The sequence below is a fragment of the Ruegeria sp. HKCCA5491 genome, from assembly GCF_013034565.1.
Taxonomy (GTDB): domain Bacteria; phylum Pseudomonadota; class Alphaproteobacteria; order Rhodobacterales; family Rhodobacteraceae; genus Ruegeria.
In genome coordinates this window covers 76,453-90,610 of sequence record NZ_WQGG01000015.1, presented here as the reverse complement: position 1 = coordinate 90,610, position 14,158 = coordinate 76,453, and the positions used below count along the sequence as shown (strand labels likewise).

12 protein-coding genes are annotated in these 14,158 nt (G+C 56.3%); 6 read left to right on the top strand and 6 right to left on the bottom strand.

The genetic code is table 11. From position 1 onward, the window contains the following. Positions 1 to 80: 80 nt before the first annotated feature. Complete coding sequence (locus GOV88_RS18380) at positions 81 to 698, bottom strand: TetR/AcrR family transcriptional regulator (RefSeq protein ID WP_171125690.1); 618 nt, start codon at positions 696 to 698, stop codon at positions 81 to 83. Positions 699 to 844: 146 nt separating this feature from the next. Here GOV88_RS18380 and GOV88_RS18375 point away from each other — a divergent pair, with 146 nt between their 5' ends. The 5 genes from GOV88_RS18375 (at position 845) to GOV88_RS18355 (ending at position 5,340) form a co-directional block, all read left to right on the top strand. Beyond that, entirely contained in the window at positions 845 to 1,774 is a 930-nt protein-coding gene (locus tag GOV88_RS18375; RefSeq protein WP_171241345.1) for an AEC family transporter, read from the top strand. A gap of 105 nt (positions 1,775 to 1,879) precedes the next feature. Next, positions 1,880 to 2,713 carry an S-formylglutathione hydrolase gene (gene fghA / locus GOV88_RS18370; protein WP_171241325.1) on the top strand — a complete coding sequence of 278 codons (834 nt, stop codon included), beginning with the start codon at positions 1,880 to 1,882 and terminating at the stop codon, positions 2,711 to 2,713. A gap of 3 nt (positions 2,714 to 2,716) precedes the next feature. Continuing rightward, positions 2,717 to 4,165: a Si-specific NAD(P)(+) transhydrogenase gene (gene sthA / locus GOV88_RS18365; RefSeq protein ID WP_171241324.1), complete on the top strand. Its 1,449-nt coding sequence runs from the start codon at positions 2,717 to 2,719 to the stop codon at positions 4,163 to 4,165. Then, a complete protein-coding gene (locus GOV88_RS18360; RefSeq protein ID WP_171125684.1) occupies positions 4,162 to 4,617 on the top strand; it encodes a YaiI/YqxD family protein in 456 nt (151 codons plus the stop codon). Before sthA ends, GOV88_RS18360 begins: the two co-directional genes overlap by 4 nt. 102 nt (positions 4,618 to 4,719) lie before the next feature. Continuing rightward, complete coding sequence (locus GOV88_RS18355) at positions 4,720 to 5,340, top strand: HAD family phosphatase (protein WP_171241323.1); 621 nt, start codon at positions 4,720 to 4,722, stop codon at positions 5,338 to 5,340. Between the two features lies 1 nt (position 5,341). Here GOV88_RS18355 and GOV88_RS18350 read toward each other — a convergent pair whose 3' ends face one another. Continuing rightward, positions 5,342 to 6,577, bottom strand: a complete 1,236-nt coding sequence (locus GOV88_RS18350) for an MFS transporter (RefSeq protein WP_171241322.1) — start codon at positions 6,575 to 6,577, stop codon at positions 5,342 to 5,344. Positions 6,578 to 6,723: 146 nt separating this feature from the next. Between GOV88_RS18350 and zapE the strand changes: the two genes are divergently transcribed. Then, on the top strand, positions 6,724 to 7,782 hold the full coding sequence (zapE, locus tag GOV88_RS18345) for a cell division protein ZapE (protein WP_171241321.1): 1,059 nt from the start codon (positions 6,724 to 6,726) through the stop codon (positions 7,780 to 7,782). 64 nt (positions 7,783 to 7,846) lie between these two features. On the opposite strand, the gene GOV88_RS18340 is transcribed toward zapE, so the two are convergent. The 4 genes from GOV88_RS18340 to GOV88_RS18325 are packed head-to-tail and all read right to left on the bottom strand — an operon-like array spanning position 7,847 to position 14,097. After that, positions 7,847 to 9,121 (bottom strand): folylpolyglutamate synthase/dihydrofolate synthase family protein, encoded by a 1,275-nt coding sequence (locus tag GOV88_RS18340; protein ID WP_171241320.1) that lies wholly within the window; start codon positions 9,119 to 9,121, stop codon positions 7,847 to 7,849. Beyond that, the gene (gene accD, locus GOV88_RS18335; protein WP_171241319.1) at positions 9,118 to 10,050 is read right to left on the bottom strand and encodes an acetyl-CoA carboxylase, carboxyltransferase subunit beta; all 933 of its coding nucleotides are present in this window, start codon (positions 10,048 to 10,050) and stop codon (positions 9,118 to 9,120) included. The genes GOV88_RS18340 and accD overlap by 4 nt, the downstream gene beginning before the upstream one ends. A gap of 59 nt (positions 10,051 to 10,109) precedes the next feature. Continuing rightward, positions 10,110 to 11,006, bottom strand: a complete 897-nt coding sequence (locus GOV88_RS18330) for a type II CAAX endopeptidase family protein (RefSeq protein ID WP_171241318.1) — start codon at positions 11,004 to 11,006, stop codon at positions 10,110 to 10,112. Then, on the bottom strand, positions 10,999 to 14,097 hold the full coding sequence (locus GOV88_RS18325; RefSeq protein ID WP_171241317.1) for an ABC transporter transmembrane domain-containing protein: 3,099 nt from the start codon (positions 14,095 to 14,097) through the stop codon (positions 10,999 to 11,001). The genes GOV88_RS18330 and GOV88_RS18325 overlap by 8 nt, the downstream gene beginning before the upstream one ends. Positions 14,098 to 14,158: the final 61 nt, after the last annotated feature.

Genomic DNA, 14,158 nt, shown 5'->3' with positions numbered 1-14,158 from the left:
TGTCAAACCGAACGGCGGTTCTTTGACTCAACCTGCACCACCTTGCACATATTTTGGACATGTAACCGGTAACAGAAGGCTCACACAGCGTAGCGGGTCATGAACATATCAACTGCCTGCCGCGCCACTTCGTCGATTTCAGACTGGGAAAAGCTATTCTGAATGCCAAATGCGGCACGGGCCCAGATGCGCACTTTACAAAGCTCTGAGAATTGTTCTGCGGCGATCTGCAAATCGTCGATGGCAAGCTCGCCTTGATTAACGGCCTTCCTAAAGTATTCCACCAAGTGCCGGACGCCGTTTTGCGGACCGGCCTCATAAAATGCTTGACCCAATTCCGGGAACCTGTCGCGTTCGGCCACGCAAATGCGGAAAACCTGCTGCGCAAACTCGGACACCAGAAAAGTAGTTAGTTGGGTTGCAGCTACAGTCAGCACCTCGCGCACTGGTTTGGAATCGTCGATCATCGACAAGACGTTTTCAGCCATCCGGCTGCATTCGGTGTGAGCAACTTCCATGAACAAAAGGCGTTTGTCAGGAAAGTAGCTGTACAAGGTCGCCTTTGAGACACCAGCCGCGCGTGCGATATCGTCCACACTTGCGCCTTCGAAACCATCCGCCATGAATACTTCACGGGCACCGCGTACCACTTGATCGAATTTGCGACCTGTACGCAGGATGGTGGCTGACTCGGGCATTGTTTCTCCTTGGCTGCAGGTTCCAAGTTTATAAACCGTTCAGTTCAGATTCAACGATTCTCGCAGAAACTCCCTTGGGTGAACTACCGGACCCGCTTTGGGCAAGCGGGCTTGCCGCCAGTTCAAACCGTGCTAACACTCTGGCCATGGTCGATATCTTTCTGCGCACACTTCCTTTCTTTGCGATCATCGGCCTTGGATATTGGGCCGGGCGCAGCCGTTTTTTCTCGGAAGATGCAACAGCGTATCTAACAAAATTTGTCTTCTATTTTGCGTTGTCGGCGATGCTGTTTCGATTTGCCGCCACGCTTCCGTTTGCTGAAATCTTCAATGCGAAGTTGGTGCTGGGATACCTTCTGGGCACCTTCGCCGTCTATGCGCTGGCAACATTCGTTGCCTGGATCAGAGGTCTGGACATCCCCACTTCGGCCGTCGAAGCGCAGTGCGCAGCCATTGGCAATGTTGGCTTTTTGGGCCTGCCGATGCTGGCGCTTCTGTTCACCGAGGCCGCAATCGGGCCGGTTATGTTGGTCCTCACAGTGGATCTTGTCGTCTTTTCGTCGTTGATCGTCATCTTGATCAACGGAGGGCGGGATGGGCGGCTGACCCCGTCTACGTTTCGGTTGATTGCTGTTGGGCTGATAAAGAACCCCATGATCGTTTCGATCTCGGCCGGGATGCTGTGGTCTGCGTTTCAAGTCCCGGTCCCAGTACCACTGAACGACTTTCTGACAATTTTGGGTGGTGCCGCGACGCCCGGAGCCCTGTTTGCAATTGGCGCGTCATTGGCCAGCAAGTCGGCGGAACGCGTGCAAATCGCGGGTTGGCTCAGCTTTTGCAAACTGGTGGTACATCCTGCCTGTGTCGCAATCGTCCTGATTTGGGTGATCCCCGTCGCGACATTTCCTGCGTCAATAGCCATCGCTGCGGCCGCTCTGCCGGTTGCGGGAAACGTTTATATGCTTGCCGCACATTACGGCGTTGCGCCGCATAGAGCATCGGCGGCAATCCTTCTTTCTACTGCCGCAAGTATTCTGACTGTACCCGTCGTGATTGCGTGGGTGGGAACGCTTTAGGTTTCTGCGCTTCGAATTATCCCCTTAACCCGTCGCGCACAGGCTTTACGCAGCGGCTTGGTAAGGGTAGCCATGGCCCGAACCTAACGTAAGGACACGAGCCAGATGGAAACCCTTTCGGAAAACGCCTGTTTCGGGGGCGTGCAAGGCGTCTATCGCCATACCTCCTCCGCGTGTAACTGCGACATGACCTTTGGCTTGTTCTTGCCCGCCGAAGCAAAAGACGGACCCGTCCCTGTACTGTGGTATCTGTCCGGGCTTACATGCACCCATGAAAACGCAATGACGAAGGCCGGGGCGCAGTCGTGGGCGGCTGAACAGGGAATTGCGGTCGTGTTTCCCGATACTTCGCCGCGCGGTGAAGGCGTGGCTGATCACGAGGATTACGATCTGGGTCAGGGCGCCGGGTTTTATGTCAACGCGACGCAAACCCCATGGGCCCCCCACTTTAAGATGTGGGATTATGTGGCCGAGGAACTGCCCGCGCTGCTGGCAGAGCATTTCGCGATTGATATGGATCGTCAGGCCATCACTGGGCATTCCATGGGTGGCCATGGTGCGCTGACGCTGGCGATGAACTTGCCGGGGCGGTACCGTTCAGTTTCGGCCTTTGCGCCGATCTCGAATCCGACGGGGGCGGATTGGGGCCGCAAACAACTGGCCGCCTATCTAGGGGATGATGAGGGCGCCTGGGCCAAGCATGATGCCTCGCTGATGATGAAGGAAAAGGGTTTTGACGGACCTGTCCTGATCGACACCGGGGCCAGTGACCAGTTCATCGACCTGCTGCGCCCCGAGGCGCTGGCAGAAGCCATTGCAGAGCGTCGCCAGCAGGCCACCTATCGCCTTCAGCCGGGCTATGATCATTCGTATTTCTTTGTATCGACCTTCATGGAAGATCACATCACCTTTCACGCAGAGGCGCTGTACGGAGACTGAGGCATGAGCGACTTTGATTACGACCTGATCATCATCGGGTCTGGCCCCTCGGGGCGGTCGGCAGCGATTCAGGCGGGTAAGCTGAAACGCCGGGTGCTGGTGATCGACCGAAAGGATCGGTTCGGCGGCGTGTCAGTACATACCGGTACGATCCCGTCAAAAACCCTGCGTGAAACGGTTCTGAACCTGTCGGGCTGGCGCGAGCGCAGCTTTTATGGCCGCTCGTACCGGGTGAAGGATCAGATCCGCGCCGACGACCTCAAGGCGCGTCTGCACATGACGCTGGATCATGAAGTTGACGTTCTGGAACATCAGTTCAACCGAAACCATGTGGAAACCCTGAATGGGCTGGCGCGATTTGTCGGCCCGCATGAGGTTGAGGTTGCGACCGACGCTGGTGACACGACCCGCCTGACCGCCGCAAAGTTTCTGATCGCGACCGGGACCAAAACTTACCGCCCCGACTATGTGCCATTTAATGGCAAGACCGTGGTCGATGGGGATGACTTTCTTGAAATGGCCGAAATCCCAAGGTCGCTTTGCGTGATTGGCGCGGGTGTGATTGGGGTGGAATATGCCACCATGTTTTCGGCGCTGGACGTGCGGGTTACGCTGATCGAACCGCGCGACACGTTTCTGGATTTCATCGACAGCCGCCTGATCCACGATTTCACTCACCAGATCCGCGAGAACGGCGTGGACCTGCGTCTGGGTTCTGCGGTCGAAAAGATCGAAGACGCAGGCGGCCATGTCGAGGTGACATTGGCCAATGGGCGTCACGTGCGGTCCGAGATGCTGCTATTTGCGGCTGGCCGAATGGGTGCGACTTCGGCCCTGAACTTGTCTGCTGTGGGGCTTGAGACAGACCACCGCAACCGGATCAATGTGGACCGCAAAACCTATCAGACTGCCGTGCCGCATATCTATGCGACGGGCGACGTGATCGGGCATCCTTCGCTGGCATCGACATCGCTGCAGCAGGGCCGCGTCGCCGCGTGTCACGCCTTGGAGACCCCTACCCTTCCGGAAAGCCCGTGGTATCCCTATGGCATCTATTCGGTGCCCGAGATTTCCACCTGCGGCATGTCCGAGGAAGAACTGCAGGAGCGCGGCATCCCATACGAGGTCGGCGTGGCACGATTCCGCGAAACCTCTCGCGGGCATATCATGGGCTTGGAACATGGTATGCTGAAGATGCTGTTCTCGCTAAAAACCCGGCGGGTTCTTGGCGTGCAGATTGTCGGCGAAGGCGCGACCGAACTGATCCACATCGCGCAGGCGGTGCTGAACCTGAAGGGAACGGTAGACTATTTCGTACAGAATACGTTCAACTATCCGACGCTGGCCGAGGCGTACAAAATCGCAGGTCTGGATGCTTTCAACCGAATGCCCATTCCGGATGAGTTCAAGGTGCGCAAGACATCAGCCGAAAAAAAGGCGAAGAACGCGTGACGACGCTGTTCATCGACGCCGACGCCTGTCCGGTTAAAGCCGAGGCTGAACGCGTCGCTACGCGGCACAAGGTACAGATGGCTCTTGTCTCCAATGGTGGCTTGCGGCCTTCGGCCAATCCACTGGTGCAAATTGTTATCGTATCTGAGGGTGCGGATGAGGCCGATAAGTGGATCGCTGAACGTTGTGGCGCAGGCGATGTGGTTGTCACGTCCGATATCCCGCTTGCCGCGAAATGTGTTGAGGCTGGCGCGCGCGTATTACGCCCCAACGGCGAAGCGTTCACCGCAGCCAATATTGGACAACAACTGGCTATGCGTGACCTGATGGCAGACCTTCGCGCCGCCAATCCGCTTGGTGCTGGCGGTGGCGGCAAACCCTTTGGCAAAGCCGACAGATCGCGGTTTCTGGACGCGCTGGAACGGGAATTGCGGGCAGCGCAAAAAGCATAGTCCTCGCGCCGGGGGGCGTTTTGCGCTGCGGTTGGGTCTTGTCAATCGGCGCCTGGCTTGATTCAGTCGGCGCCGACGTAAACCTTCAGAACAGGTGTGCCCATGGCGGTTGAAGCCGTAGTTTTTGACATCGGAAATGTCCTTATCGAATGGCAGCCCGAACGTTACTACGACAAGGTGATCGGCGAAGACCGTCGCCGGGCCATGTTTGAAGAAGTCGATCTACATGGAATGAACGACCTTGTGGATCAAGGACATCACTTCACGGACACGATCTATGACTGGGCCGAGAAATACCCCAAGTGGCGCGAAGAAATTCGGATGTGGCACGATAAGTGGATCGAACTGGCCGCGCCCGAAATTCCGCATTCGGTCCGTTTACAGCGTGCTTTGCGGGGAAAAGGCGTGCCAGTTTTTGCTCTGACCAATTTTGGAGTACAGAATTTTGACTATGCGACAACGGTCTACCCATTTCTGAACGAGTTCGACAGGCACTATGTTTCGGGAAGGCTGCAAGCGGTCAAACCGCACGTCCCTATCTACCAAATGGTCGAAGAAGACTGCGGCCTTTCACCCGATACTTTGTTGTTCACCGACGATCGCCTTGAAAACATTGAAACGGCGCATTCACGTGGATGGCAGACGCACCACTTTGAGGGCGCGCAGGGGTGGGCTGACCGCCTTGTCAAAGAAGGGCTGTTGAAGCCCGAAGAAGCCGTCTAGCTCAGGCGGGGACTGCATCCCTGTTTTCACGTATAGGCAGGTGAACGATTGCGCTGAATGCTCCGATTGCGACCCCAATCCACCAAACCAGCGTGTAATCGCCATATTGATCATAAAGGCGTCCCCCAAGCCAAATACCCAGAAAACTGCCAAGCTGGTGGCTGAAAAAGATAATCCCGTAAAGGGTGCCCATGTAGCGCAGACCATAAAGATGCGCGACCAGACCCGAGGTCAGCGGCACGGTTGCGAGCCAAAGCGAACCCATGACCAACGAAAAGACAACCACGGAAAGTGGTGTGATCGGAAAGATAATGAAGGCTGCGGCCGCAAAAGTTCGCGCGGTGTAGACGGACGCCAGAAGGTATTTCTTGGGATAGCGACTTCCGGCCCATCCCGCCAGCAAGGTCCCTCCGATATTCGCCAGACCAATCAAAGAGATGGACACGGCCCCCAGCGCCGATGTCGTTTTGATGCCAATGGAATGTAAAATACCCCCCGACATGATCGGGCCGCACATCTCGGTCACGAAGGCAGGGAAATGGGCTGTCACAAACCCAAGCTGATACCCGCAGCTAAAGAACCCAAGAAAAATGAGGGTGTAGGAAGGATCGCGAAGGGCCCGCCCCAATATTTCCCCCATGCTTTCCTGTAATTCTGCCTTCGACACCGTTTGCGGTGCCCGCATGAAAGGCAGCGTCAAAATCAACGCAAGAATCGCGATGGCGAAGACGATAAATACTTGCTGCCAAGGAAGAAATGTCAGCATCCATTCGGCTGCCGGAGCACCAATTATCTGCCCACAACTGCCGGCGGCGGTTACCAAGGCAAGAGACATCGACCGGTTTTCATCCGAAGAGGCGCGACCAACGACGGCAAGCACAAGGCCAAATCCCGTCCCGGCAATGCCGAACCCAACAAGCCAAGCATACATCTGATGTTCGAGCGGCGTCACCGACCACGCCGACAGCACCATACCAGCGGCATAAGTCAGTGCCCCCAACACGATGGCACGCCGGTCGCCGGTTTTTTCCGCAATAGCGCCAAATATGGGCTGTCCGATTCCCCATGCCAGATTCTGAATCGCGATAGCCATCGAAAAATCTGTGCGCAGCCATCCGAACTCTTGTTCAATCGGGATCTGGAACACACCAAATGACGCGCGCACGGCGAAACTGACCGTCACGATAATACAACCGACGATCAGGATAGGATTCAGAAGGCGCGGTGGCTGGGGCATTGAAACCTCATGACATTGGAAGGCAGACGCTAAATCAAAAATTAGTCCGGTCAATTCAGAAGTTTTGGGGCCGTAGATAAGCAAAATTGATGCAGGGCAGGTCTGGCTGCTTTTCAATGCGCGATGCAGAGGGTATGCCTCGGGCTATGACGGATTTGATTTCGCTTTATGAGGCTCGCGTCGCAGATGGAACCCTCACACGGGATGACGCGCAAGAGGCAGTTCTACCGCATTTTGAACGCATCCGCTCAACGTTGGCGAAACCGGTAAAGCGCGGTTTGTTTCGCAAGCCACCCCCGCCGCCTAAAGGATTGTATCTGTGGGGCGGCGTTGGGCGCGGCAAGTCCATGTTGATGGACATGTTCGTCGACGCTCTTGACGGCATTCCGGCTAGGCGCGTGCATTTTCATGCCTTCATGCAGGAAATTCATGCCGGTATGCACAAGGCCAGAAACGATGGTGTTGAAGATGCCTTGGCCCCAGTTGCGGACGCCGTCGTCAAGTCGGTTCGGTTGCTGGCATTTGATGAAATGCAGATCACGGATATCACGGATGCCATGATCGTTGGGCGTCTGTTCGATCTGCTGCACGCAGGTGGGGTTGTCGTGATCACGACGTCGAACCGTCACCCTGACGACTTGTACAAGGATGGTTTGAACCGGCAACTCTTCCTGCCATTCATTGCCCATATCAAGGAACAGCTGCAGGTGTGGGAGCTGATCTCGCCAACGGATTATCGCCAAAACCGTTTGGAAGGTGCGCCTGTCTATTTCTCACCCATTGGACCTGAAGCACGGCAGAACATCCGCTCGGTCTGGAACGACCTGTCCGGCGGCGTTGCAGATCCGCTGATACTGCAGGTCAATGGCCGTGCGGTCGAGTTACCTGAGTTTCGGAATGGCGTTGCGCGGGCCAGCTTCTATGATCTTTGCGGCCGGATGCTGGGACCTGCGGATTATCTTGCCATCGCAGAGGCGGTCAAGGTTCTGGTGCTAGAGGATATCCCCCGTCTGTCGCGGAACAACTTTAACGAAGCCAAGCGCTTTGTGACGTTGATTGATGCGTTGTACGAGGCCAAAGTGCGGCTGATCTGCTCGGCAGCGGCTGAGCCGGAGATGCTGTATGTCGAAGGTGAAGGCACCTTTGAATTTGAGCGTACCGCGTCACGTCTGCGGGAAATGCATGATCAGGATTGGGGGAATTAGGGGGCTCTGCCCCCGCCGCGGCAAGCCGCGCCTCCCCCGGGATATTTTTAGGCCAGGTGAAGTATCAGGCGTTTTCGCGCAGGACGTTCCCAGCCAGATAGAGGGAACCGCAGATCAGGACGCGAGCCTGAGGATCATTGCCGACAATGGACTGAAGGGCATCTGTGACGCTGTCTGCAGTGGTCGTTGCCAGTCCTACCTGGGCGGCGGCGGCGGCGGTTTCATCCGCGCTAAGGGTTGCGGCCTCGCCCGGAATTGAAACGGCTGTCAGGCTTTGGCACTGATTGGCCAAGGGCTTTAGGTACCCGGTTACATCTTTTGTGTTCAGCATGCCGCAGATCATATGCGTTGGGCGTGACGGAAGTTTCGCAAGCACATCCGCAAGCGCAACACCCGCGGCGGCGTTGTGACCGCCATCCAGCCATAGTTCAGCATCTTGGGCTTGCTCGACCAAGGGACCCGACTTTAATCGTTGCATCCGTGCGGGCCATTCGGCCTTTGTTACTGCGGCCTCATACGCGTCGTCCCCCAGATCCAAATGACGCATGACTGCAAGGGCCGCGCCTGCGTTCTGAATCTGGTGCGCGCCCAGGAGGTTCGGCAGTGGCAGGTCACGGAGACCTGTTTCGTCCTGATACACGAGACGCCCGTTTTCTTCGACGACATGCCAGTGCTGGCCATGAATCAACAGGGGTGCGCCAAGGCGAGCGGCGGTGTATTCAATCACCTCCAGCGCTTCATCTTGTTGCGGCCCAACGATACAAGGGACCCCGGGTTTGATGATGCCCGCCTTCTCGGCCGCTATTTTTCCAAGGGTATTCCCCAGAAACTGTTCATGGTCGATGGATACAGGGGTGATTACTGTGACCGCAGGATTATGCACGACGTTTGTCGCGTCCAGACGTCCACCCAATCCGACTTCGAGCAGGGTGTAATCCGCAGGCGTGCGTGCAAATGCTAGCAGCGCGGCGCAGGTTGTTATTTCAAAATACGTGATGGTATCGCCGTTATTCGCGGCGTAACACTCGTCCAGTACTTCGGTAAGTGCAGGTTCAGAAATCAATTCTCCGGCGAGGCGGATGCGTTCGTGAAACCGTGCCAGGTGAGGTGAGGTATAGGCATGGGCCTTAAGACCTGCCCCTTCCAACCCGGCGCGGATCATGGCCAGGGTCGACCCCTTGCCATTTGTTCCGGCAATATGGATGACGGGCGGTAGTTTTTCCTGCGGATAGTCCAATGCGACCAGCAAACGCCATACGCGGTCCAAGGTCAGGTCAATGATCTTGGGGTGAAGCGCCATCATCCGTTCGAGGATGAGGTCCGACGACTGAGGGGTCATTTCTCTTGTGCAGTGTCAGCCGGATTGCCGGGCTGTGCTTCTTCAGGTTTGGGGGCTGGAAGGTCACCTTTGACCGCAGGAGGTTGATTCATCAACATCCGCGTGATGGTGATCAGTTCCTCACGCATTTCTGTACGCTTGGTTACCCGGTCCAACATCCCATGATCCAAAAGGTATTCCGCGCGCTGGAACCCTTCGGGCAGCTTTTCGCGAATTGTTTGTTCAATAACGCGCGGCCCGGCAAAACAGATCAGAGCGTTGGGTTCTGAGATATGCACGTCGCCCAGCATCGCATATGATGCCGTAACCCCGCCGGTCGTCGGATGGGTCAGCACGACAATGTAAGGCAGGTTGGCTTCCTTGAGCATTTCGACTGCCACCGTTGTACGCGGCATTTGCATCAGGCTTAGTATGCCTTCCTGCATCCGTGCGCCACCCGCAGCCGAGAACAGGATCAGCGGGCGCTTGAGTTTTACGGCCTCTTGCGCGGCGGCAATGATGGCGTTGCCGACATACATGCCCATCGACCCACCCATGAAGGAAAAGTCTTGTGCGGCGGCAATAATCGGCGTGCGTCCGATTTCACCCTTGGCAACAAGCATCGCTTCTTTTTCGCCCGTCTTTTTCTGGGCCGCCTTCATGCGATCGGGATATTTTTTCTGATCCCGAAACTGCAGCGGGTCGTCTTTGGGGGCGGGAACGTCTACCTCGATGAAGATTCCGCCATCAAAAAGATGCTTGAACCGGTCCCGCGGCGTGATCGCCATGTGATGGTCGCACTGGGTACAGACATTTTGGTTTTCCGCCAGCTCGCGGTGAAACAGCATCGTCCCGCATTCGTTGCATTTGTGCCAAAGGTTTTCGGGCACTTCCCGACGCGAGAAGATCGAGTTGATCCGGGGGCGGACGTAATTTGTGATCCAGTTCATATCGGAACCTTGCTAGTGCGGCTTTGAGGTCAAATAAGACGCTGCGGAAAGAAATGCAATCAACGCCTGAGCGCAAGGCGTGCTGTCAGCCAGCCGACGATCATGACGGCGAAGTCTACATATAACCATCCGCGCACCATATCCGTGTCGGACATGTCATAGGGCAGAATGAAAAGGGCCAGGCCGCTCAAGTTGTCTGGCAACGAGATCAGCAGCAGCGCAATAAGGTTATTGAAGAAATGCAAGGCGATAGCCGGACCCAGTGTGCCGGACCGCGCCGTGAGGTCAGCCGCAAGCAGGCCGAACATGCAAGACCACAACGCGATCAGCCCCGCATTGTCCCCTGCAGCAGCCGGCGCGTAGTGGCCGAGGGCAAATAACAGGGACGGTAGTCCCATCCAAATGATGGGGGACTGGAACCGAGCTGCAAGGCTTTGTTGTATGTACCCGCGAAACAGCACTTCCTCGGCGCTGGTTTGAATCAGTACCGCTAGCAGCGACAGCGGCAACAGCATTAACCACGTGGAGAGACCCAGATTAGGGGTCAACGGAGCCCCCATGTCATAGGGTGGCAGGACTGCGATCACCAAACCAAGGATCAGCAGCGCGCGAAACACAACCCAGAATTGGCGCGCACTTCTTCGAAATGAGCCAAGAACAGAACCCATCGACCTATTTTGAAGCCGCCGAACCGCCATCCTGACGCCTAGCGTGACGAAGCCAAAACTAGACAATAAAATAATCATCGCCAGCGGTGTAGACCCTGTCAAAAACCCTTCGGCCACCGCATTTGACCCAAAGCCCACAACCACGCTGAATAGAACGAGGTTCAGTACGGTGACCACAACAGCGACCAAGCCCAAGCCGACAAGCAGGCGCCAAAGCTCGGGCTTTGGGCGCGCTTCGGCAACCAGACCTTCATGTGCGGCGTAGTACGCTGGGCGGGGTTCAGACACGGTCACTTTCACCTTCTGCTAGGTCAAACTCTTCCCAGAATTCGGTTGAATCTTTGGTGGCGTTTATTTGATCTGCCAGAGAATTCAGATAACCCGCAACGGTTTCAAGCAATTGAACGGCCACACCTGCATCGCTTTCGACGACAGCGCGAAGTTCCTCCGCACCGATTCGAAGGAACGAACAGTCGCTGACCGCGACCAGATTCAACTGCCTTGGATCATTGGTTATGATTGAAAGATCGCCGATCAACCGGCCCGGCCCGACCGTTGAAATCGGACGGGAACCGCCGCCGTCTTCGGGCCATTCAAGACTGGCCTCACCGGAAATGCAAAGATACGCCGCATCCGGCGCTTGCCCGTGAGAGAATATCACCTGCCCGGCTGCCACATCATACCATTGCGCCGAAAACGCCAACAGGCGCTGGTTTTTTGCATCTATTCCGGCGAACAGTTCGGTCGATGAAATGATCTTCAGCTTGCGGCCCAGATCGCCGACAACGCTGGCGTCTTCCTCGGCGGTCGCTTTCGAGACACCGTCGATGCGCCCATCTTTGATCTCGACGAACAGGTCATAGGCTTCGGGATGGGCAAAGCTGTCCTCCATGAAGATCATGATCGAATCCGGCAACAACTCGCGCAGCTTCAGTCGCGTGCGCAGGCGGCTTTCGGAATCGTGGCTGGCCAGCGCCTTGTCGAGGATCAGCACATCGGGGCGCTTGATCCCCGCACGCGAGAAGGCGGCCCTTTCCTGGAAGACCGTCGGCAAGTTGTTTCCACCCAAGCCGGATGGCAGGTCATAGATGATGGCCGCTGCTCGGCGACGTAAACCGGCCTCGTTCATGGTTTCCGCAACAACATCCTCGATCTCATCCGCATGGGCCCCTGCCGTCAGTGAAATCCGACCAAACAGAGCATTCTCCATAGCCGTCATGCGCCCGATATAGGCATCAGGGTCTACGGGGATGAACATGCCATCCATTGATGTTCGCAGCCGTTCAGCCTGATTGCTTCGGATCGAAAGGATCTTTTCTTTGTATTCATCCGGGAAATCCGGGCCGATCTGCTCGGCCGTCAACAGGAAAGGGACCGTTAGCAGCAATGCGCGCTCGCGTTCGCTGATCGCGTCGTCGCCCTTAGCAATGCGCCGTTCCTCGATATCCAGCAGCCGATAGTACATCTCCTTGGTCATACCAAGGCGCAGGAACAGCGGGTGGTCTGTCCCGTCGCGCCCAAACGTGCGGTTCAGTGTCTTGAGAACCGCGCTTGAGATACCCATCGCGTCATCGTCCAACTCATGCGCGCGCAGCATGGACATGAACCGTCCGTCACCGGCCAGAATATCCGGAGAAATGTCCCGCGACGGAGCCGCATAAAGCAGGTTGCCGCCCAAGGGAACGGCTGGATTGAACCGATCCGGGTCGAACCGGTAAACATAGCGATCCAACCCTCTGTCCCTAAGCCGCTCGGCAACAACGTCGCGCAAACCCACGATGTCACGCGCAAGTGTCGGGTGCTGAACCGGGTCGAACTGGCTGCGCAACGTGCGGCGGAACATGAACTCGTCAATGCCCATCGCTTCAACAAGTTGGAACCACCAATCGCGGATTTCTTCGGCATCTTCCAGACCGGCCAGTCCGGGATCAATCCAGTCATCAGACAAGGAATCCACTGGGTTTCCGGCGCGTTCCGCTTCGATCTGCCATCGGCTAGGGGCCTTTTTTGCGTCTTCCTCATGCTGAGGATGGGTTCGCAGCGGCATAAGCAGGTTGTCCCCCAGCGTGCCATCAAACAGGTAAGGGCGAGAATATGCATATCCGATCCGCGCCGCGATCACAGCCTGATGCAAGCCCTGAAGATCGTGCCCTGCTATGACGACGTCCCCCTGAACCGGCAAAATTTCCCGGGTCAGCAATTGTGCCAAAGCGCTGCGTTCGGCCGCGTTTGATGACTTGATGGCCACACGGGCACCCTTGGGTATGGTCAAGTCGATGTCTTCCAGGACCGTCTTTCCGTCACCATCGCGAACGGTGATGTTCTGAAGCTGAATCGCGCCCGTGAGATGAGGAATGGTCTCGGGTTCGCCCAAAAACAACTCTTCGGGGATCATGTTGTCAGGCGCAAAACGCTCGGTCACAACTTCCCACCGCAGCGACATGTCCTGCACCTGATTGTAATAGGTCAGCAGGTCTTTCCACGGGCCGCTGAGATCCTTGTAAGCACCCAATGCGGCGACAAGCGCGCCCACAGTCACCTCGCCCTTGATCGCAAGATACCCGCCTACTGAATAGAACAGGAACGGCGTGATCTGCGTGATCAGGTTGTTGAGGAACTTCATGAAGAACTTCTTGTTGTAGATCTTGAAACGGATTTCGAACAAGGTTCCCAAACGGTGACTGAACTGTGCCAGGCGATACCGCCAACCGCCATTGGTGCGAAGATCACTGATCCCTGCCGCGCTTTCGCCGATCTCGGAACTCAGTCTGCGCACTTCCTGAATGCGATCTTTGTTCAGAAGGTTGATCTGCCGCTGTAGCTTAGGGATCAGCCAGGCCTGCAGCGGGATCAGTGCGATACTGGCCAAACCAAACCAGACGCTTTGCATGAACAGAAAAGTGACAATAGTCATCATCTGACCAAACTGAAACACCGGCTGTGCGATGGCGTCGCCCATCAGCCCGCCCATCGGCTCGGCCTCGGATGTGATCATGGATACCAACTCACCCTGACTGGTGGTGGCAAAATAGGACTTGGGAAACCGCATGGTACGATGGATCAGCGTAAAGCGCAGGCGGCGCAGCATCCGTTCGGCCAGCACGCCCTTCATTGTGTTGATCCGCATCTTCATCAATCCGCTGGCAATCACGGTCGCCAGAAACGCAACGCAGAGGATCAGAAGATACTGCACCTGCGTGAACGTCACGCCCATTACCGTCACGCTATCACTGGGCGCACCGATGGCATCGTTGATGATCTGCTTTGGCAGTTCGAGCGAGGCATAAAGAAACGGAAACGAGAATACAGTCAGAACCAGCAACACAAGCTGTTGTTTCTTTGAATATTTCCAGATGAATGAAAAAAGAGTGGGTTCCATGCCCCGGCCTTGTATTAAAAATTGGTATGCAGTTTTTCGGATGATCCACAGCAATCAGGTG

What these genes read in the sequence shown, in the direction of transcription:
- GOV88_RS18350 (WP_171241322.1), bottom strand. Translation starts at nt 6,577, where the DNA reads ATGCCCCAGCCACCGCGCCTTCTGAATCCTATCCTGATCGTCGGTTGT.
- GOV88_RS18380 (WP_171125690.1), bottom strand. Translation starts at nt 698, where the DNA reads ATGCCCGAGTCAGCCACCATCCTGCGTACAGGTCGCAAATTCGATCAA.
- accD (WP_171241319.1), bottom strand. Translation starts at nt 10,050, where the DNA reads ATGAACTGGATCACAAATTACGTCCGCCCCCGGATCAACTCGATCTTC.
- GOV88_RS18355 (WP_171241323.1), top strand. Translation starts at nt 4,720, where the DNA reads ATGGCGGTTGAAGCCGTAGTTTTTGACATCGGAAATGTCCTTATCGAA.
- zapE (WP_171241321.1), top strand. Translation starts at nt 6,724, where the DNA reads ATGACGGATTTGATTTCGCTTTATGAGGCTCGCGTCGCAGATGGAACC.
- GOV88_RS18340 (WP_171241320.1), bottom strand. Translation starts at nt 9,121, where the DNA reads ATGACCCCTCAGTCGTCGGACCTCATCCTCGAACGGATGATGGCGCTT.
- fghA (WP_171241325.1), top strand. Translation starts at nt 1,880, where the DNA reads ATGGAAACCCTTTCGGAAAACGCCTGTTTCGGGGGCGTGCAAGGCGTC.
- sthA (WP_171241324.1), top strand. Translation starts at nt 2,717, where the DNA reads ATGAGCGACTTTGATTACGACCTGATCATCATCGGGTCTGGCCCCTCG.
- GOV88_RS18375 (WP_171241345.1), top strand. Translation starts at nt 845, where the DNA reads ATGGTCGATATCTTTCTGCGCACACTTCCTTTCTTTGCGATCATCGGC.
- GOV88_RS18325 (WP_171241317.1), bottom strand. Translation starts at nt 14,097, where the DNA reads ATGGAACCCACTCTTTTTTCATTCATCTGGAAATATTCAAAGAAACAA.